Source organism: Streptomyces sp. NRRL S-37 (assembly GCF_000721605.1).
Taxonomy (GTDB): Bacteria; Actinomycetota; Actinomycetes; order Streptomycetales; family Streptomycetaceae; genus Streptomyces.
The window spans coordinates 139,363-155,635 of record NZ_JOIZ01000021.1; the positions used below are offsets into that span (position 1 = coordinate 139,363).

Consider the following 16,273-nt stretch of genomic DNA (forward strand, 5'->3'; position numbering starts at 1 on the left):
CCCCGGACATCCCCGCCGCTGCTACCTTTCGAGCTGATACCGCCCTTCGCCACCCACCGGTGGTCACGCCACGAGGAGCGCAGTATGCCGCCAGCGTCCGCCCCGCACGCCGCGACCTCACCGGACGGCGACCCCACGCGGGGAAGTGCCGTTCTGGCCCGTGTCGAGTCCCGTGTGCGGCAGCGGCTCGAAACGGAGCGGTCCGCCGCAGCCGCACGGACGGGCGACAGCGGCCACGCCGCCTCCCTCACCCGGCCGTGGCCCGCTGCGAGCACACCCGCTTGAAGGCTCACAGCGAGGACGCCGCGCCTTTCACGGCCTTCATCCTCAAGGTCGCCAACCGCTGCAACATCGACTGCGACTACTGCTACGTCTTCAACTCCGCCGACCAGGCATGGCGGCACCTGCCCGCCCGGATGAGCACGGCCGTGGCCCGGTCCGCCGCCCACCGGATCGGCGAACACGCCGCAGCGCACGGCCTGTCCGCCGTGCACGTGGTCCTGCACGGCGGCGAACCCTTACTGGCCGGCCCCCGCCATACGGCCGCCCTGCTCGCCGCCGTACGGGAGGGCATCCCCACCGCCACGACGGTTCACTTCGAGCTCCAGACCAACGGGACACTGATCACGGAGGAGTGGCTCGATCTCTTCGAGGAGTACGGGGTCGTCGTGGGCGTCAGCCTGGACGGGCCGCAGGCCGCCAACGACCGCCACCGGCTGACGCGTTCACAGCGTTCGAGCGCCTCGTCCGCCGTACGCGGCATTGAGCTGCTGCGCTCCCGCCCGCACCTGTTCGCGGGCCTGCTGGCCGTCGTCGACCTGGCCAACGAACCGGGCGAGGTCCATGACCACCTGGCCTCCTTCGAACCTCCGGTGATCGACTTCAACCTGCCGCACGCCACCCACGACGAACCGCCGCACCGCAACGATCCGGGCCTGCCCGAGTACGGGATCTGGATGAGCCGCGTGTACGACGCCTGGCTGGCCGGTGACGGGAACCGGCACAGCGTCCGGATGCTGGAGGACATCGTGGCCCTGAGCTCCGGGGTGCGGAGCTCGGTGGAGACCCTCGGACTGGCCCCGTCGGCGAGCATCGTCATCGAGTCCGACGGAACCATCGAGGACGTCGACACCCTGAGGTCCGTCGAGGAAGGCGCCTCCCGGCTCGACGCCGACGTGCACCGGCACTCCTTCGACGCGGTACGCCGGCACCCGAAGCTCGCACACCGCAGGACCGGAACGGCCACGCTCGCCGAGAAGTGCCGGGCGTGCCCACTGCTGGAGGTGTGCGGCGGCGGCTACCTCCCGCACCGCTTCAGCACGGCCCGCGGCTACCGCAACCCGTCGGTCTACTGCGCGGACCTCGAGTACCTCATCCGCCATGTCCAGGGCTCCCTGCGGCACCATGGCTGGCACCTGAGCCCGGACCGTGCCACCGTGCCGGAACCATCCGTGGATGCGGGCGAATGAAGAGACCGAGGAACAGGAGCTGTCGATGACCGTGACGATCCGCCCCGCCGACAAGCGGGACGTCGAGGCCTTGGCCGAACTGATCGAGGAGATCGAGCGGTTCTACGGATCCACCGACATCCAGCCGCTGGAGGAACGCCGGACACAGGTGGAGGAGGCGCTGTTCGGCTCGCCACCCCTCGCGTCCGCACTGGTGGTGGAGGACGCGGCCGGTGAACTGGCCGGCCTCGCCGCCTACTCCTTCCTCTGGCCGGCCGCGGGCTCCTCCCACTCACTGTTCCTGAAGGAGCTCTACGTCCGTGACACGCTCCGCCGCCAGGGCGTCGGCTCCCGCCTCATGAACGAACTCCGCGCCCTGGCGGCGGCCCGGCCCGGGTGCAGCCGGGTCGAGTGGATGACGGACCGGGACAATCCCCACGCCCGCGCCTTCTACCGGACGCTGGGCTTCACCGAGTTCGACGGGAAGATCGTGTACCGGGTGGACGCCGGGGCGGTGTGACGCGACCGTTCCTGCTCTTCGCGGGCTCCGTCAGCCGGCGCCGCCTCTCCTACACCCCTCGCTCACCGGGCAGCCCGCATGGTGACGGCCGCCATCACACCGCTCACGCGCGTGGATCCTCCTGCTTCAGCCGTGCCGCCAGGTTGGCGGCGCCGACGCGTGGGCCTCCGCACGGTGGCCCGACGTGCCGTTTCCCTGGGTTCCGGAGGACGCGGAGCGCATGGCGGAGCAGACGCCCGGGCGCCGCCGGCGATCAGTGCGGCCGAGGGCCGCCCTTGCGGACAGGAGCGGACCGGGCCGAGGACGGCTCAGGACGCGGAGGGCCCGATCTCTCCCGCGAAGACGATGACCTGGTCGATGAGGCTCCGCCTCAGATGGACGACGTCCGTTCCCGCCAGGCGGGGGCCACCGTCCGGAGTGGTGAAGACCCACTGGTACCGGGCCCACTCGTCCGGCATGTCCACCGCCGAGCAGCGCACCATCGTGCCGGTTCCCGCCGGGTGCCGCCGGATGTCCAGCACGAACCGCTCGACCGCCTCGATCCCCTCACTGCGTCCCAACGGCCCCCAGAAGACGACGTCCGAGGTCAGCGCCTGGGAGAGCAGCCCCGTCACATAGCTGTCGTCCGAGGCGTTGAACGCGGAGAGGAACGTGTCGATCGCGGCCTGCGCGGTCTCTTCATGCATGTGCCAGTCATACCAGTCCGTCCGCGGCGAAGTCCGTCCTACGGCCCCTTTTCCGGAAACGCGGGACCCTCCCGGTCACGGCACCGCCCTGCCCGTCCACACACCGCATGCGGTGCCCCAGGCGCCCGGTCGGCCCAAAAGGCGTTGCCGGGGCTCGCCGGGCCGGAGGAAGATCTCCCGCGGAAACGCGAGAGGGCTCACGAGGGGGACCGCATGGAACCGCTGGAACTCCGCCGAGCCGTCGAGGCGGCACGGGCTACGGCGTCGGACCTGGGCCTCGCGGTCGACGACGTGGTCGTCATCCACAACTCGGACCGCGTCGCACTGCGCCTGCTCCCTTGCGACGCCCTGGCCCGGGTCGCACCCCCGGGACATCTGGCCGACTCCGAGTTCGAGGTGGAGGTCGCCCGCCGCCTCACCGGCACCGGCGCTCCGGTGGCCGAACTCGACCCCCGCGTCGCCCCGAGGGTCCACGTACGCGACACCTTCGCCATCTCCCTGTGGACCTACTACGAACCCATGGGACCGGAGATCGCGCCGGCCGCCTACGCGGCCGCGTTCCTACGGCACCACGCCGCCCTGCGCCGCACCCGTCTGGACGCACCGCACTTCACCGACCGGGTCACCGCGGCACTGAGAGCGGTGAACGACCGCGAGCAGTCCCCCGACCTGCCCGACCCCGACCGCACACTCCTCAGCGACACCCTCACCGACCTGAGCGCCGCCATCAGCTCCGACACGGTCGCCGACCAGCTGCTGCACGGCGAACCCCACCCGGGCAATCTCCTGAACACAAGGCGAGGCCCCCTCTTCGTGGACCTCGCCACGTGCTGCCGCGGCCCGATCGAGTTCGACCTGGCCCACGCGCCCGAAGAAGTGGCGACCCACTACCCGGGAGCCGACCAGACCCTGGTCCACCGCTGCCGCGCCCTGAACTGGGCGATGTTCTCAGCCTGGCGCTGGCGCGCAGCCGACCAGATGCCCGACCGATCCCACTGGCGAGTCGAGGGCCTCGACAACGTACGCACCGCCCTTGGCCGTTGCTGACTGGGCTGACCCGAGCACGTCGTTCACCCCCGCACGGTGACGGCCGCCATCACACCGCTCACGCGCGTGGATTCTTCTGCTTCAGCTGTGCCGCCAGGACGAGGCCCTCCTGTACGGCGATGCCGAAGTCCGGGTCCTGGCAGAGGCGGATCCGCCCCCGGTAGTCGACGATCATCGCGGCGACTGCATCGAGGTCCACCTCCGAGGAGGCCTCCAACGCACGTTGGAGATCCACTTCAAAGGTTTCCCGGTCACCGGGGAAGCCGTGCCCGGACTGCAGAGCGGCCCGGATGTCGCCGATGGTCCTCAACGGCTTTTACTTCCCCAGATCGTCTGCACGAAGGATGCCCAGGCGTCGTGGCCTACTGCGATCACAGGGCCTTCCACGTTCTTGGAGTCGCGTATGAGCGTGCCGTCGTCGACGAAGGCGCATTCCACGCACTCGGTGCCGCTGCCGCCGCTGTAGGAGGACTTGAACCAGGTGGGCTGTGGCAGTGCTGTCATCAGGACTCCTTGCTGATCCGGTCGATGAGATCGGTGGAGGACTCAAAGTCGAGTGCCTGTGCGCTGAGGTATTCGAACGCCAACTTATAACGCTCCAGTTCCTCCGGCTTCTCCATGAACAACCCACCGCCGAGGAGATCCACGTACACAACGTCCAGCTCGGGAGCCTGTCCACGTAGGAAGGCGAAGCTACCGACGGCCGCTGCGTGAGCGCCTCGGTCAAAAGGTAGGACCTGCACGTTGATGTGCGGGCGTTCAGCCAAGGCGAGCAGGTGTTGTAGTTGCTTCCGCATGACTTCCGGGCCGCCTACCTGCCGCCGCAGCGCTGCCTCGTCGATCACGGCCCAGATGCGTGGTGGCTCTTGGCGGTCCAACAACTCCTGGCGCTTCATGCGGATGTCGACCATGTGTTGGACCTCGCGCTCCTCACACCGCACCTCTGAAGCTCGGTGTACGGCTTCGGCGTACGCGCGGGTTTGGAGCAGGCCGGGGATGTACATGCAGGCGTAGTGGTCCTCGCGTACGACCTCGTCTTCGAGAGTGAGCATGAGGTTCATGGACTCGGGGATGGGGTCGGCGAGGGACCGCCACCATCCCTGGATCTTGGCGCCCTTGGCTAGTTCGACCAGTGCAAGGCGTTCCTCGTCTGTCGCTCCGTACTCACGGCACAGGGCGTCGACGGCTGGCCACTTGACCGTGCCCTCCTTGGTCTCGTATCGGCTGAGAGTTGCCTTCGAGATACCGACTCGGGCTCCCGCCTCCTCCAGCGTTAGCCCTTTCAGTTCACGGAGTCGACGCAGGTCGGCGCCCAGTTGACGCCTCCGGGTGGTGGGTCCAACTGCCATGTCTCAAGCCCTTCTTATTTGTCGAATGGTCATGTCCGCCCGCTGGCAAGAGCAGTCAGACGGTGTGCGCCGGGGGCGCGTACGGCAATAGCGCGCTCCAGTAGGTCGCTAATGAGAGTTCCATTTTGAGAGTTCCAGTGCAACTCTCAGTATGGGTCACCTTGCAAGGCGTGACCATCGTGTCCCAGGCAGGAGTAGAACCGTGGACGAATTCGCCAACATCCCCCTAGCGTCTTGGGGGATCCCGTTCCTTGCCGAGCCAAAGGAAGTTTCAGTCCTGCGTGGCCTTACGCGGGCCCGGTTGAGCGACTGGGGGCTGCAAGAGCTCAGCGACTCGGCTCAACTGTGTGTCAGCGAGCTCGTGTCCAACGTGATCACGCACGTCGGTTGCGGCACCCCCGTCAACCTCACTGTCTCCCTGAGGGGAGCCCGCCTCCGCATCGAACTACGAGACCCGGACGCTCGTGCACTTCCCACGCTCGTAGAGGCGAGTGACGACGCGGAAGGCGGACGAGGTATGGCGCTGGTCGATGCTCTGACGGAACGCTGGGGCGTCGAACTGTACGACAACAGCAAGGTGACGTGGTGTGAGCTTGTCGCCACTCCCACCACTCCCGCCGCACCCGATGGGCATGCTGGTGTGCGCGTCACAAGAGCCGCCAAGGTTCTCAGCTCCTACGGTGACGGTGAGCTGTTCAGCACTTCCCGGCGTAGTCGACTGGGCGCGATGGCGGCAGAAGTAGCCGCCATCGACGTCATCGCCGACCTGCTGCACTGGCTCCAGACGTACGGCCATGACACGGACGAGATCCTGGACCGCGCACAGGCGCACTTCGAGGCCGAGCGGGAGGCGACCCGCGCCTCCCGCTGACGGTCAGCCCGCCGCTACCGCCTTGGCGTACGACAGCACATCCGCCGGGATCTCATGCTTCAACTTCCAGGTGATGGCCATCGGCTTGCTGCCCTCGTGACTCTGGTACTCGGCAGGTCCCAGAAGCATCCATGGCTGAGCACCGTTTATGTCGGTGGTCTTGTAGCGGCGGACGAAGAGCAGTACCTGGCTGCCCTGGGTGGCGTGATGTTGGTATCTCAGCCCGGTCGGGGATGTTTCGGAGGTCTGGTTCTGGGACTCCCAATGGAACTGCGTCTCGCTCAGCGCGAAGTCGTGGTAGCGGGTCTGAGGAGAAAAGTCCTTCTCGTCCTTCTCCAGGGTGATGAAGAGCGCGTCCGTCGCAATCGACTCGCACCACCTCACGCCCTCACGGAAGTCGCCGGGCATGAACCCTCCGATGTCTGCCTGTCTGAGCGCAGGGAGGATCTCTTCTCGGCTGTAGGAGGCGTGCACGGTCAGCGGGATACCCCGGTCGCCGGTCACGCCGAGGAGGGGGATGGGTGCGTGTTCAGTGTGGGCCAGGTTGTACGCCAGGACTTGGCGCAGCTCGCTACGGAAGGCCTGCTGCTTTCGGAGCATGGCAAACCCTGCGTCGTAGCTTGCGAAGCCTTTCCTGGTGACACCGCCCAGCGGCCATAGCTGGAAGAACAGCATGCGGGCGTATGCCTTCCCCTGCTCATCGAGGTCGCTGTAGGAGACGGCATCGTCTTCGAGCATGCTGGTGTATCTCTTCACCCGCAGAGGGTCGTCGACATGCAGAAACGCCGGCATGCGCCTGAGGAGGGCGTCCTCTCCTCCAGGTGCCTCAAGGTCCATCAGGCCGGAGCGGCGGAGCAGCCCGGTCCAGGAGTTTCCGGTCCCTCGGTATACCTCCTTGATGTCTCGGCCGCTTTCCTCCAGGTAGCGGCCGAGGAGGAGCTCGCCGTAGTCGGCGACTTCACGGGCCAGCGTGGTCACGTTGACGCTGAGTTGGTCCTTGATGTTGGCGATGATGGTGTGCTTCGCCTTCTCCTCCAGCACGATCTCGCAGCCTGAGGGGAGCTTCGGGAAGTCATGCTCGATGTGGTCCAGCAGTCGCTTGCGCGTCAGGTTCGTGAGGGCCCGGAACTGGTTCTCGAAGCGGAACTCCTTACGGTGCTGGCCGATGAAGTCCAGCACGGTCAACACGGCCTTGTTCTCGGAGCGCCGTAGTCCACGGCCGAGTTGCTGAAGGAACACAGTCGCGCTCGAGGTCGGACGGAGGAGGAGCAGGGTGTCCACGTCCGGGACGTCGACGCCTTCGTTGAAGAGGTCGACCGAGAAGACCACCTGGAGCGTCCCAGACCTCAAGTCCGCGAGCGCTTGCCGGCGCTGATCGGCCGGCGTCTCCCCGGACACCGCGACGGCGTTGAAGCCAGCCGAGCGGAAGGACTCCGCCATGAAGTGCGCATGAGCGACGGAGACGCAGAACCCCAAGGCACGCATGCGGTGTGGGTCTGCCACCTTCTCCTTGACGGCTTTGATGACGAGGCCAGCGCGGACCTTGTTGCCCGTCAGGACGTTGCTGAGCGAGCTCACGTCGTACGATCCGCGCTTCCACTCCACATCGCTCAAGTCAGTGGTGTCACTGATGCCGAAGTAGTGGAAGGGGCACAAGAGCTTGTTATCCAGGGCTTCCCACAGCCGCATCTCTGCGGCGATACGGCCATCGAAGAACTCGTCCTGAATGTTCTTGCCGTCCATGCGCTCTGGCGTGGCAGTCAGGCCCAGCAGCTCCATCGGCCGGAAGTGATCGATGATCTTCCGGTAAGTCGGTGAGGTTCCGTGGTGGAACTCGTCGATCACGATGACGTCGAAGTGATCGGGGGCGAGACGATCAAGTGTCCGTGCGTTGAGCGATTGAACGCTCGCGAAGACGTGTGTCCAGCGCTCCGGGATCTCACCGCTGTGCAGGGACTCTCCGAAGTTCGCATCGAACAGAATTTCCTGATAGGTCCGCAATGACTGCTGCAGGATCTCCTTGCGGTGAGCTACGAACAGCAGGCGCAAATCGCGCTTGTGTCTCTCGCGGAGCCGCTTGTAATCAAGTGCAGCCATGATGGTCTTGCCCGTGCCGGTTGCCGCTACCAAGAGGTTCCGGTGTCGGTCGTGTACCTCACGCTCGACATGGAGGCGCTCGAGCATGTCCCGCTGGTAGGGATACGGCCGTACCTCAAGGCCGGACAGTGTGATGGGGCGGTCTACTGATGGCGCACCGCCAGCCACTGCCAGCGCTTCTTGCAGACGCTCGCCATCAGTGTGAGGGTCGTATGCCTCGAAGGACGGGTCGTTCCAGTACGACTCGAACGTTGCTTCAAACTTCCGCATCACATCGGGCGTGGCTACGGAGGACAAGCGAACGTTCCACTCCAGACCATCGAGGAGAGCGGCCTTCGACAGATTTGAGCTACCGACGTACGCGGTGTCGTAGCCGCTGTCCCGTCGGAACAGCCAAGCCTTGGCGTGGAGCCGTGTTGAGCGGGTCTCGTAGTTGACCTTGACCTCGGCTTCGAATTCTTCGACCAAGCGGTCCAGCGCTCGCCGCTCAGTGGCGCCGATGTACGTCGTGGTCAAGACCCTTATCGGTACACCTCGCTCATGAGCTGCCCGCAAGGACCGCTCGATGACCCGCAGTCCGTGCCACTTGACGAAGGCGCATAGGAGATCTACGCGGTCGGCCGTAGCGAGCTCTGCGCGCAGTTCGAATCCGAGGCTGGGGTCCTCGGGTGAGTTGGTCAGGAGCGCGGTATCTGAGAGCGGGATGCCGGGGCGTACGGCGAAGACTCCTGGCGCCTCCTGCCGCGTGATCGCTAGGAGCTGCTGAGGGCCATCTGCGACGAGGTCCACCCATTCTTGGGCGCCCTTCAGCGTGCCGATGGACTCCAGGATGTGGTTGGCCGCGTGCACGCGCTCCTCGGCCGGCAAGTTCTGTAGAACGTGGCGCACGGTGTGTGAGACGTGTCGCGCAAGTACGTGAGGGACCGACTCCGAACCCACGGCTTCGCTCATCGGATGCCAGCCAAGTTGGGAGAGCTGCTGAAGCTTCTGTTCGAAACGGAGCGTGATCAGTTGCTCATACAGGCCCGCGGCAGGTTGGGACAGATCCTCCATCTCAGACACACGGACTCCTTCGATCACGCCGGACAACTCGACTCATGTGTAACAGAGCGCTCTGACAATCCAGGGTGAGGTTGGCCGAAGCTGTTCGCTGCGTGGTCACAACTCGGCTGTGCTAGCGAGGAGTTCGGCAAGAAATGATCACCTTCGATCCAATATGGATGGGTGAGAATCGAACGCGTCATCGGACATGTAGAGGGCGTGCCCGTGGGCATGGTCTTCCACCGACGAAGAAACGTGCAGCACGCAAAGCTGCACCAAACGAACCAAAAGGGCATCTCTTGGTTGCTCGACAAGGATGGCAGCAAGGTCGGGGATGCGATCGTCCTGCACGGCGGCTATATGGACGACGAGGACCACTGGGAGTGGATCCGATACACGGGGGCTTCGGAGGGGAAGGACAAAGACGAATCCACCGGAAGGCTTCTCCGCAGCCAGTCGTGGTCCTACCCGGACAATGCTGCGCTCCTGCTCAGCTATGAGCGCGGCTATCCCATCCGTGTGATTCGAGGCTACGAGGGAGACCCGCGGTATTCGCCCTTCGACTCCTACAGGTATGACGGCCTGTACGAGATCACGGAGGTGCGCACGGCGATCTCTAAGTACCCGGCTCCCGACGGTTCGCCGATTGAAATCTGCCAGTTTGACCTGAGGCGCTTGCGTGACCAGGAGCAGGTGCAGGCACCGGTCGAACGGCATGTCATCGACGTATTGGAAGAGCTCGACCATGAGCGAGGTGAGCAAGGAGACGGGCAGCAGGAAGGCGAGGAGTCTCCTGGCGAGCAGTGGGACGTGGAGAAGTTCCCGCGTTCGCGCAGCATGCAAGTGCGCCGCTTGATCAGGGACACGGCTGCCGTGCAACGGATCAAGCAACTCTATGACGGGGAGTGCCAACTGTGTGGCCTGCGTCTGACGGGCCCGGACGGTAGTCCGTACAGCCAGGGCGCCCACATACGGCCTCTGGGGAGGCCGCATTACGGCCCCGACGTCGAGCCCAACATCCTGTGCCTCTGCCCCAACTGCCACGTGCGACTCGACATCGGAGCGATCGCAGTGGATGAAGACTGGTCCGTCATCGTGCGATCAGATCTTGCAGGCGCGAGGCTCCTGCCGAAACTCACCGTTAGGGAGAGCCACCGGGTCCACCCGGAGTACTTCCGTTATCACCGAAAGTACTGGGAGCAGAGGGCTTCCGATCAGGAGCCATGAACTATGGGCGTCCGCCTCAGAAGGCAACGGCATGGCCATGAGATGACGAGTGCGGTAGACACACCCTTCGTGGATCAAGGATTAGCGGCGTTGCTAGGAGCGACGGTCGGTGTGGCCGGGACCGTCCTCGCGTCGGCGATCACCGGGTGGTCGGCGCGGCAGCAGGTGCAGGCTCAGGCGAGGGCCGAGCATGCGCACTGGCGGAGACAAGTGCGTCGGGACGCCTACAGTGCCTTCCTCGCTCCGGCGACCGAGTGCCAGCACGCTCTGAAGATGGCCGGTCGTGCGTTCGTGGGCGAACGGGATACCGAAGAGGTCGATCGCAGGCTGCAGCAGGCGCAAGGGCAGCTGGCGCTCGCGCAGGCCGCGTGGGCCAACCTTGCCGTCGAGGGGCCGGAGGCGGTGGAGCAGGCCGCCCGGAGCGTCTACACCACGCTCAAGTCGACGCAGACGACCCTGCTCGCCTTCCGTGACGCGTCGGCGAACGCCCCGGACGGCAACGTCCACTTCGTGGAGCGTCATGCCGTCGAGGTGGCCCGGCTCTCCGAACGCATCGGCGAGTTCACCGCGGCGGCGCGGTCGGCCCTGGATGATCTCGGGGACTGAGGTCCTGCGCTGTCGGTCCCATGGGGACAGGGGCTGCACGGATACAGGGACGGGACGCGTGATGTCGGCGGTGGTGCCGCCGACATCCGTGCTGAGGCCGTCGGGACCGGCGTCAGTGGACCGGTTCGGGGCGGTCGGCGCCCAGGTGGGTGGTGAGGAAGTGGGCGGCTCGGTCGAGGGCGGCGTCCGCCTCGTCGAGGTGGCCGTAGTGGTGCTGGAAGACGTGGGGGAGGCCGGGGCCGATCTCGAGGGTGACCTCGACGTCGGCGGCGCCCGCGCGGCCGGCCAGCCGGACCGCGTCGTCGAGCAGGACCTCGTTCGCCCCGACCTGGACGAGGAGCGGGGGCAGTCCGATGAGGTCGGCGAAGAGCGGGCTGGCCAGGGGGTGCGTCCGGTCGCCCGTGCCGACGTAGAGATCGGCGTAGGCGCGTATGCCGGCCTCGGTGAAGAGGGGGTCGGCGTCCTCCTTGGAGCGGATGCTCTCTCCGGAGAGGGTGAGGTCGGTCCAGGGGGAGAAGACGGCCACGGCGGCCGGCTGCGGCAGTCCGGCCTCCCGGGCCGCGAGCAGGGTGGCGAGGGTCAGGCCGCCGCCGGCGGAGTCGCCGGCCATGACGAGGTCCCGCGGGTCGGTGCCCGCCGCCAGCAGTGCGCGGTAGGCGGCGAGCCCGTCGTCGACGGCCGCGGGGAAGGGGTGCTCGGGCGCCAGCCGGTAGTCCACCGACAGCGCTCGCAGCCCGGCACGGCGGGCCAGTTCGCCGACCAGGCCCGCGTGGGTGTCCGGTGAGCCGACGACGTAGCCGCCGCCGTGCAGGTAGAGCAGCCGGCCGCGGCCGGAGGCTTCGGCCGGTTCCAGTTCCAGGGCCGGCCGCCCGCCCAGGACGGTCTCGCGGGTGACCACGTCCTCCGGCGCGGGGCGGGTGAGCGCCGCGTCGAAATCGTCGCGCTGCTCCTCGGGGGTGGGCCGGGTCTCGCCGCGAGGGGCGGAACGGAGTACGGCGTCCAGGGCCTTGCGCTGCTGTCGGGACATGCGGGCCTCCACGGGTCGGATGCGAGGATGGATTCCTGGGAATCCATCTGTCCGGTCCCAACCGGATTCCGTGGAAGATGATTCCCAGGAATCCATTGGAGGCTGGTGTGGGACACGTCACTTCTGTCTTTGTCGATCTCGTCCGTGTCGAGACCCGGCTCTACAACGCGGTGAACGCCCGGCTGCGCGCCGAACGGGGCCTGGGGCTCGGGCAGTTCGAGTTCCTGGAGGTCATCGACCGCGTGCCGGGGTGCCGCGTGCTCGACATCGTCGGCGAGCTGGCGATCACCGTGGGGGCCGTCAGCAAGGCGGTCGACCGGCTGGTGGCGGCGGGCTGGTGCCTGCGGGTCGCGCACCCCCAGGACCGTCGCTCGTCCGTCCTCCGTCTCACGCCCGAGGGCGAGGAGCGGCTGGCCGCTTCCCGCCCCGTCGTCGAGAGCGCGCTCGCCTCGCTGACCGGGGCGGTTCCCCCTGACGACCTGGCCCGCGTCGCCTCGACCCTGGCCACCCTGCGCGCGGCCCTCGAGGCGGGCTCCCACGGACAGCCGGGCTGAGGGGCGCGAGGCCGGCCACGTTGCGGAAGGGGGTGCGGCGGCAGGGGAGAATGAGGGCATGGCGATATGCAAGAAGTGCGGTGCGCACAAGCGCAGTTGGCCCCGTTCCTGCTCCCGGTGCCGCTCGGGGAGGGACTGGACGGAGCCCGCCGCGGACGCCGCCGACCTCGCTTCGGCGGCGGGACTGTTCGGCTGGCTCTGGCGAGGAGTCAAGGGGATCGTGCGGCTGGTGCTGCGCGCGGGCGACTGACCGGGCCCGGAGGACCGTACGCGCCCGGAGGTGTAGAACCGGCCCCGCCGCTCACCCGGCTCCCACGGGACCCACGTACGACGGAGGGAGCCGGCCGTGCGGCAGCATCCGCCCGAGGGCACCGCGGAGATCCTGTTCATCGGCAACGCCACCCTGCTGATCCGCTACGGGGAGCTGACGCTGCTGACCGATCCGAACTTCCTGCACCGCGGGCAGTTCGCCCACCTCGGCTACGGGCTGGTCGCGCGCCGGCTGACCGAGCCCGCCGTCGACGTGGCGGAACTCCCGCACGAGGACCTGGACGCCGTCGTGCTCTCGCACCTGCACGGCGACCACTTCGACCGGGTGGCCCGGCGCGGGCTGGACCGGGGCCTGCCGTTCGTCACCACCCCGCACGCCGCCCGCCTGCTGAAGGGGCTGTACGGGTTCCGCCACGCCACCGGGCTGCGCACCTGGCAGAGCCGCACCCTGCGGCACGGGGACTCCTCCGTGCGCGTCACCTCGCTGCCCGGCCGCCACGCGCCCGGCCCGCTGCGGGTCCTGCTGCCGCCCGTGATGGGCAGCATGCTGGAGTTCGGCGACCGCTCGGGGGAGGTCCGGCTGGTCCTCTACCTCTCCGGCGACACCCTCATGTACGACGGGCTGCGCGAGATCGCCGTGCGGTACCCGGACATCCACCTGGCCGTCCTGCACCTGGGCGGTACGACCCTGCCCGGCGGCCTGGTGGTCACCATGGACGCCGGGCAGGGCGCCGACCTGCTCGACCTGCTGCGCCCGCGACGCGCGCTGCCCGTGCACCACGGCGACTACACGGTCTTCCGCTCCCCGCTGGAGGACTTCCTCGCGGAGGCGGGACGCCGGGGCCACGCGGCGCGCCTGGTGCGGTGCGCCCCGGGGGAGCGGGTGACCGTCGGCGACCGGGCGCCGGCCTGACCGCACGCCCCTCGGCCGCCGTCGCTAGAGGAACGCCGCCACCCCCATGCCCATCCCGAACAGCACGAAGAAGATCCCCCAGGTCATGTTGGCGGTCGCCGAGTACGACACCTTCCCCGGCCGTCCGTCCTTGGTGTGGACGACCACCACCCTGCGCGGGTCCCTCGGGTCGTAGCGGAGCACGACCGGGATGCCGGCGTGGAGGGGGTGGGACTCGTGGTTGAGGGGGGCGCGGCGGTAGGTCTGGGTGGGCGGGGCGTCGAGGTTGTTCACGGGCGGGGCCTGGTAGCGGACCTGAGGGGGGTGGACGACCGGGCCCTCGCGGCGGGCGCTGCGGGCGACCTCGCCGCGGGTGCGGACGCCCCGGACGCCGAGGCGGTGCAGGGCCCGGCGCTGGCGCAGGGCGTCGCGCAGGATCGCGACGCCCAGGGCCAGCGCGCCGGCGGCCATGATGAGCATGATCGTGAGCCATGGCTGGTCCATGTGGCCTCCCCCGGGGCCGACTTCAGGTCTTCACGGAGACGGATGCGGTCGTGCGGCGGTTCCCCGGGCGCTCCCCGGGAGCGGGGCCGCTCCGGCGGGACACCGCCGACACCCCCGGGAGCGCCCGGGGCATGCCCGTGCGGGGAAGGATTGGACCGTTTCTCCAGGCGGAACGGCCGCCTGGCGGCGTGTCGTATGGAGAAACGGTCCAATCAGCCTCCTGTGACGGGGGATGCGCCGGCGGTGCTCACGGGACCGGTACCCGCGGGCGGCGGGTGGCCCAGCGGGTCAGCGTCGCCGTGGCCTCGGCGCGGTCCGCCGCGGAGAGGGCGGCGATACCGGTGTGGTGGTTGGCTCCGGGTGCCCACAGGACACGGGAGTCGCGGGGGCCGGGGCGGAAGGGCTCGGCGACCGAGGGGTCCCGCTCCCCGTTGACGAACAGCAGGCGGCTGCCGCGGCGGCGGACCCAGCGGTCGATGTCCGGCATCGCGCCGGTGTCGAAGCGCAGAGGGATGTCGCGGGGGACGAAGGTGCGCGGCTCGATGGCGTCCGGGTGGCGCAGCAGACCGGCCAGGTGGGCGGTGGGGACACCGAGGTAGCCCAGTTGGGTGCCGAGCTGATACCAGTACGGGATGTACACGCGGGCGATCGCGTCGGCGTACAGGGCCAGGCCCGTCGTGCGGTCCAGCCAGGTGTACAGCTCGTCGGCGGTGGCGTCCGGGCCGGGGACGGCGGCGAGGTCCGCCGGGCCGCCGCCGTTCTGCCAGAACATGAACGGGACGCGCAGGACGGCGACCTCGAACGCCTTGTCGGCGCTGCCGACGATGCGGAAGCCGTCACCGGCGGCGGCCGTCGCGGCCTCGTAGCGGGCGACCAGCTCCGTACGGTGCAGCAGGAGCCGGCGCTGGACCGTACGGAGCGCCTCGCGGTCGGCGGCCGTACCCACGGTGTCCAGGAAACGGAGGTAGGCGGAGTCGTCACGGTCGTCGACGTTGTTCGGGGCCCCGTAGGCCACGGTGCCGTCCACGTCGTGGGGGTGGAAGCGGCGGTGGTACACGCTCGCCATGCCGCCCTTGCTGCCGCCGGCGGAGATCCATGCGCCCGGGTAGAGCCGGCGGAAGGCGCGGACGACACGGTGGTGGTCGTCGGCGGCCTGGCGGATGGTCAGGTGGGAGTAGTCGTGCGGCGGCCGGGGGAGCGAGACGCCGAAGTAACGGTGCTCGACCTGGAGCTGGTTGGCACCCAGGAGGACGGTCGGTTCGGCGCGCCGGGGCGTGAGCGTGGCCTCGTAACCGGTCGTGAACAGGACGGTGGGGCGCTCGGCGGAGGTGTGGAGCAGGGTGAGGCGCTGCTCGAACGTACCGGCCGAGGGGTCGGCGTGGTCGACCGGCTGGCGCAGCCCGAGCACGAAGAAGCGGTACCCCGGCTCGGCGCCCGGCCGTTCCTCCACGATCCGCACACCCGGCAGGGCGCCCAGCCGCCGTACGAAGGCGTCGTCGGGAGCGCCGGCCGGGGGAGGCGGGCCGGTCACGGCATGGGCCGGTACGGGGACGGACGCCGTCACGGCGAGTCCGGCCGTCGAGACCGTCGAGGCGGCGGAGAGCAGCAGGTGTCGTCTCGTCCAGGTGCGCATCGGGTGTCCTTCCCTCGGCGTCGGCTGCCTTCAGTACAGCCGCCAAGGCGGCGCGGAAGATCCCGTGCGCGGGGGAACCGTCTCCCCCACGCGGGGGAGACGGCGGACGCGGATACGGCTATTCCGCGCCGTGGCACTCCCCGTACGTCCGTCCCGAGCCGCACCAGCAGGCCGCCGGCCGCTCCGGGGGCCACGCCACCGCCCGGCCGCGGGCCGCCAGGATCGTGGCGTACTGGGGGAGGAGGGCCGGGTCGGTGGGGGAGGCGAGCTCCGAGGCGGCGAAGGCCTCGTACGAGGGGACCGTGCCCGTGACGATGCCCAGGTTCGGGGTGCCGGACGCGGCCAGCTCGCGCAGGGCCGCCTCTATGGCCGCGAGGTGCTCCTCGTAGGACGGGTACTCCTCCGGTGCCCACCGGTGCGGCGAGGAGGGTGGTGGCCGCCGGGTGGTGGGGGGGCCAGCAACACCCCCGTCCGGGGAGCCAGCCGGATGGTCCGCGGCGT

Annotated in this window: 18 protein-coding genes and 1 pseudogene; 10 read left to right on the plus strand and 9 right to left on the minus strand. The window is 68.6% G+C overall.

Annotated elements, in window-relative coordinates; genetic code table 11:
• The first annotated feature begins 84 nt into the window (after positions 1 to 84).
• Genes haaA through haaN form a run of 3 tightly spaced genes read left to right on the plus strand, consistent with a single transcriptional unit; the run spans position 85 to position 1,968 of the window.
• Positions 85 to 285, plus strand: a complete 201-nt coding sequence (haaA, locus tag IH50_RS43360; protein ID WP_078914132.1) for a HaaA family cyclophane-containing RiPP peptide — start codon at positions 85 to 87, stop codon at positions 283 to 285.
• Complete coding sequence (locus IH50_RS0129260) at positions 282 to 1,469, plus strand: FxsB family cyclophane-forming radical SAM/SPASM peptide maturase (protein WP_051767499.1); 1,188 nt, start codon at positions 282 to 284, stop codon at positions 1,467 to 1,469. Before haaA ends, IH50_RS0129260 begins: the two co-directional genes overlap by 4 nt.
• Complete coding sequence (haaN, locus tag IH50_RS0129265; protein ID WP_324617156.1) at positions 1,456 to 1,968, plus strand: cyclophane-containing RiPP N-acetyltransferase HaaN; 513 nt, start codon at positions 1,456 to 1,458, stop codon at positions 1,966 to 1,968. Before IH50_RS0129260 ends, haaN begins: the two co-directional genes overlap by 14 nt.
• 308 nt (positions 1,969 to 2,276) lie before the next feature.
• Here haaN and IH50_RS0129270 read toward each other — a convergent pair whose 3' ends face one another.
• Positions 2,277 to 2,654 (minus strand): hypothetical protein, encoded by a 378-nt coding sequence (locus IH50_RS0129270; RefSeq protein ID WP_030868772.1) that lies wholly within the window; start codon positions 2,652 to 2,654, stop codon positions 2,277 to 2,279.
• A 213-nt stretch (positions 2,655 to 2,867) separates the two neighbouring features.
• Between IH50_RS0129270 and IH50_RS41750 the strand changes: the two genes are divergently transcribed.
• Positions 2,868 to 3,701 (plus strand): phosphotransferase, encoded by an 834-nt coding sequence (locus IH50_RS41750; RefSeq protein ID WP_030868775.1) that lies wholly within the window; start codon positions 2,868 to 2,870, stop codon positions 3,699 to 3,701.
• 58 nt (positions 3,702 to 3,759) lie between these two features.
• Here IH50_RS41750 and IH50_RS42790 read toward each other — a convergent pair whose 3' ends face one another.
• The 3 genes from IH50_RS42790 to IH50_RS0129290 form a co-directional block, all read right to left on the minus strand.
• Positions 3,760 to 3,900 (minus strand): hypothetical protein, encoded by a 141-nt coding sequence (locus tag IH50_RS42790; protein ID WP_234328256.1) that lies wholly within the window; start codon positions 3,898 to 3,900, stop codon positions 3,760 to 3,762.
• 107 nt (positions 3,901 to 4,007) lie between these two features.
• Positions 4,008 to 4,205, minus strand: a complete 198-nt coding sequence (locus tag IH50_RS0129285) for a DUF397 domain-containing protein (protein WP_030868782.1) — start codon at positions 4,203 to 4,205, stop codon at positions 4,008 to 4,010.
• Positions 4,205 to 5,050 (minus strand): helix-turn-helix domain-containing protein, encoded by an 846-nt coding sequence (locus tag IH50_RS0129290; protein ID WP_030868785.1) that lies wholly within the window; start codon positions 5,048 to 5,050, stop codon positions 4,205 to 4,207. Before IH50_RS0129290 ends, IH50_RS0129285 begins: the two co-directional genes overlap by 1 nt.
• 151 nt (positions 5,051 to 5,201) lie before the next feature.
• Between IH50_RS0129290 and IH50_RS0129295 the strand changes: the two genes are divergently transcribed.
• The gene (locus IH50_RS0129295; RefSeq protein ID WP_107062174.1) at positions 5,202 to 5,921 is read left to right on the plus strand and encodes an ATP-binding protein; all 720 of its coding nucleotides are present in this window, start codon (positions 5,202 to 5,204) and stop codon (positions 5,919 to 5,921) included.
• A 3-nt stretch (positions 5,922 to 5,924) separates the two neighbouring features.
• Here the strand turns inward: IH50_RS0129295 and IH50_RS0129300 are convergent, their stop codons facing one another.
• Entirely contained in the window at positions 5,925 to 9,071 is a 3,147-nt protein-coding gene (locus tag IH50_RS0129300) for a DUF3427 domain-containing protein (protein WP_030868790.1), read from the minus strand.
• A gap of 171 nt (positions 9,072 to 9,242) precedes the next feature.
• Here IH50_RS0129300 and IH50_RS0129305 point away from each other — a divergent pair, with 171 nt between their 5' ends.
• Both IH50_RS0129305 and IH50_RS0129310 read left to right on the plus strand, forming a co-directional pair.
• Entirely contained in the window at positions 9,243 to 10,286 is a 1,044-nt protein-coding gene (locus IH50_RS0129305; RefSeq protein WP_158801320.1) for a YDG/SRA domain-containing protein, read from the plus strand.
• Between the two features lie 111 nt (positions 10,287 to 10,397).
• Complete coding sequence (locus IH50_RS0129310) at positions 10,398 to 10,892, plus strand: hypothetical protein (RefSeq protein ID WP_030868795.1); 495 nt, start codon at positions 10,398 to 10,400, stop codon at positions 10,890 to 10,892.
• Between the two features lie 112 nt (positions 10,893 to 11,004).
• Here the strand turns inward: IH50_RS0129310 and IH50_RS0129315 are convergent, their stop codons facing one another.
• On the minus strand, positions 11,005 to 11,919 hold the full coding sequence (locus tag IH50_RS0129315; RefSeq protein WP_030868797.1) for an alpha/beta hydrolase: 915 nt from the start codon (positions 11,917 to 11,919) through the stop codon (positions 11,005 to 11,007).
• Between the two features lie 107 nt (positions 11,920 to 12,026).
• Between IH50_RS0129315 and IH50_RS0129320 the strand changes: the two genes are divergently transcribed.
• The 3 genes from IH50_RS0129320 (at position 12,027) to IH50_RS0129330 (ending at position 13,656) form a co-directional block, all read left to right on the plus strand.
• The gene (locus tag IH50_RS0129320) at positions 12,027 to 12,473 is read left to right on the plus strand and encodes a MarR family winged helix-turn-helix transcriptional regulator (RefSeq protein ID WP_030868799.1); all 447 of its coding nucleotides are present in this window, start codon (positions 12,027 to 12,029) and stop codon (positions 12,471 to 12,473) included.
• A gap of 58 nt (positions 12,474 to 12,531) precedes the next feature.
• Complete coding sequence (locus IH50_RS0129325; protein WP_030868800.1) at positions 12,532 to 12,723, plus strand: hypothetical protein; 192 nt, start codon at positions 12,532 to 12,534, stop codon at positions 12,721 to 12,723.
• Positions 12,724 to 12,819: 96 nt separating this feature from the next.
• A complete protein-coding gene (locus IH50_RS0129330; protein WP_030868802.1) occupies positions 12,820 to 13,656 on the plus strand; it encodes an MBL fold metallo-hydrolase in 837 nt (278 codons plus the stop codon).
• 24 nt (positions 13,657 to 13,680) lie between these two features.
• Here the strand turns inward: IH50_RS0129330 and IH50_RS0129335 are convergent, their stop codons facing one another.
• The 3 genes and pseudogenes from IH50_RS0129335 to IH50_RS0129345 form a co-directional block, all read right to left on the minus strand.
• Complete coding sequence (locus tag IH50_RS0129335) at positions 13,681 to 14,139, minus strand: DUF3592 domain-containing protein (protein ID WP_030868805.1); 459 nt, start codon at positions 14,137 to 14,139, stop codon at positions 13,681 to 13,683.
• Positions 14,140 to 14,386: 247 nt separating this feature from the next.
• The gene (locus IH50_RS0129340; RefSeq protein WP_030868808.1) at positions 14,387 to 15,772 is read right to left on the minus strand and encodes a S28 family serine protease; all 1,386 of its coding nucleotides are present in this window, start codon (positions 15,770 to 15,772) and stop codon (positions 14,387 to 14,389) included.
• 118 nt (positions 15,773 to 15,890) lie between these two features.
• Positions 15,891 to 16,172: pseudogene (locus IH50_RS0129345) on the minus strand (SEC-C domain-containing protein); the annotation flags it as partial.
• Between the last annotated feature and the right edge of the window lie 101 nt (positions 16,173 to 16,273).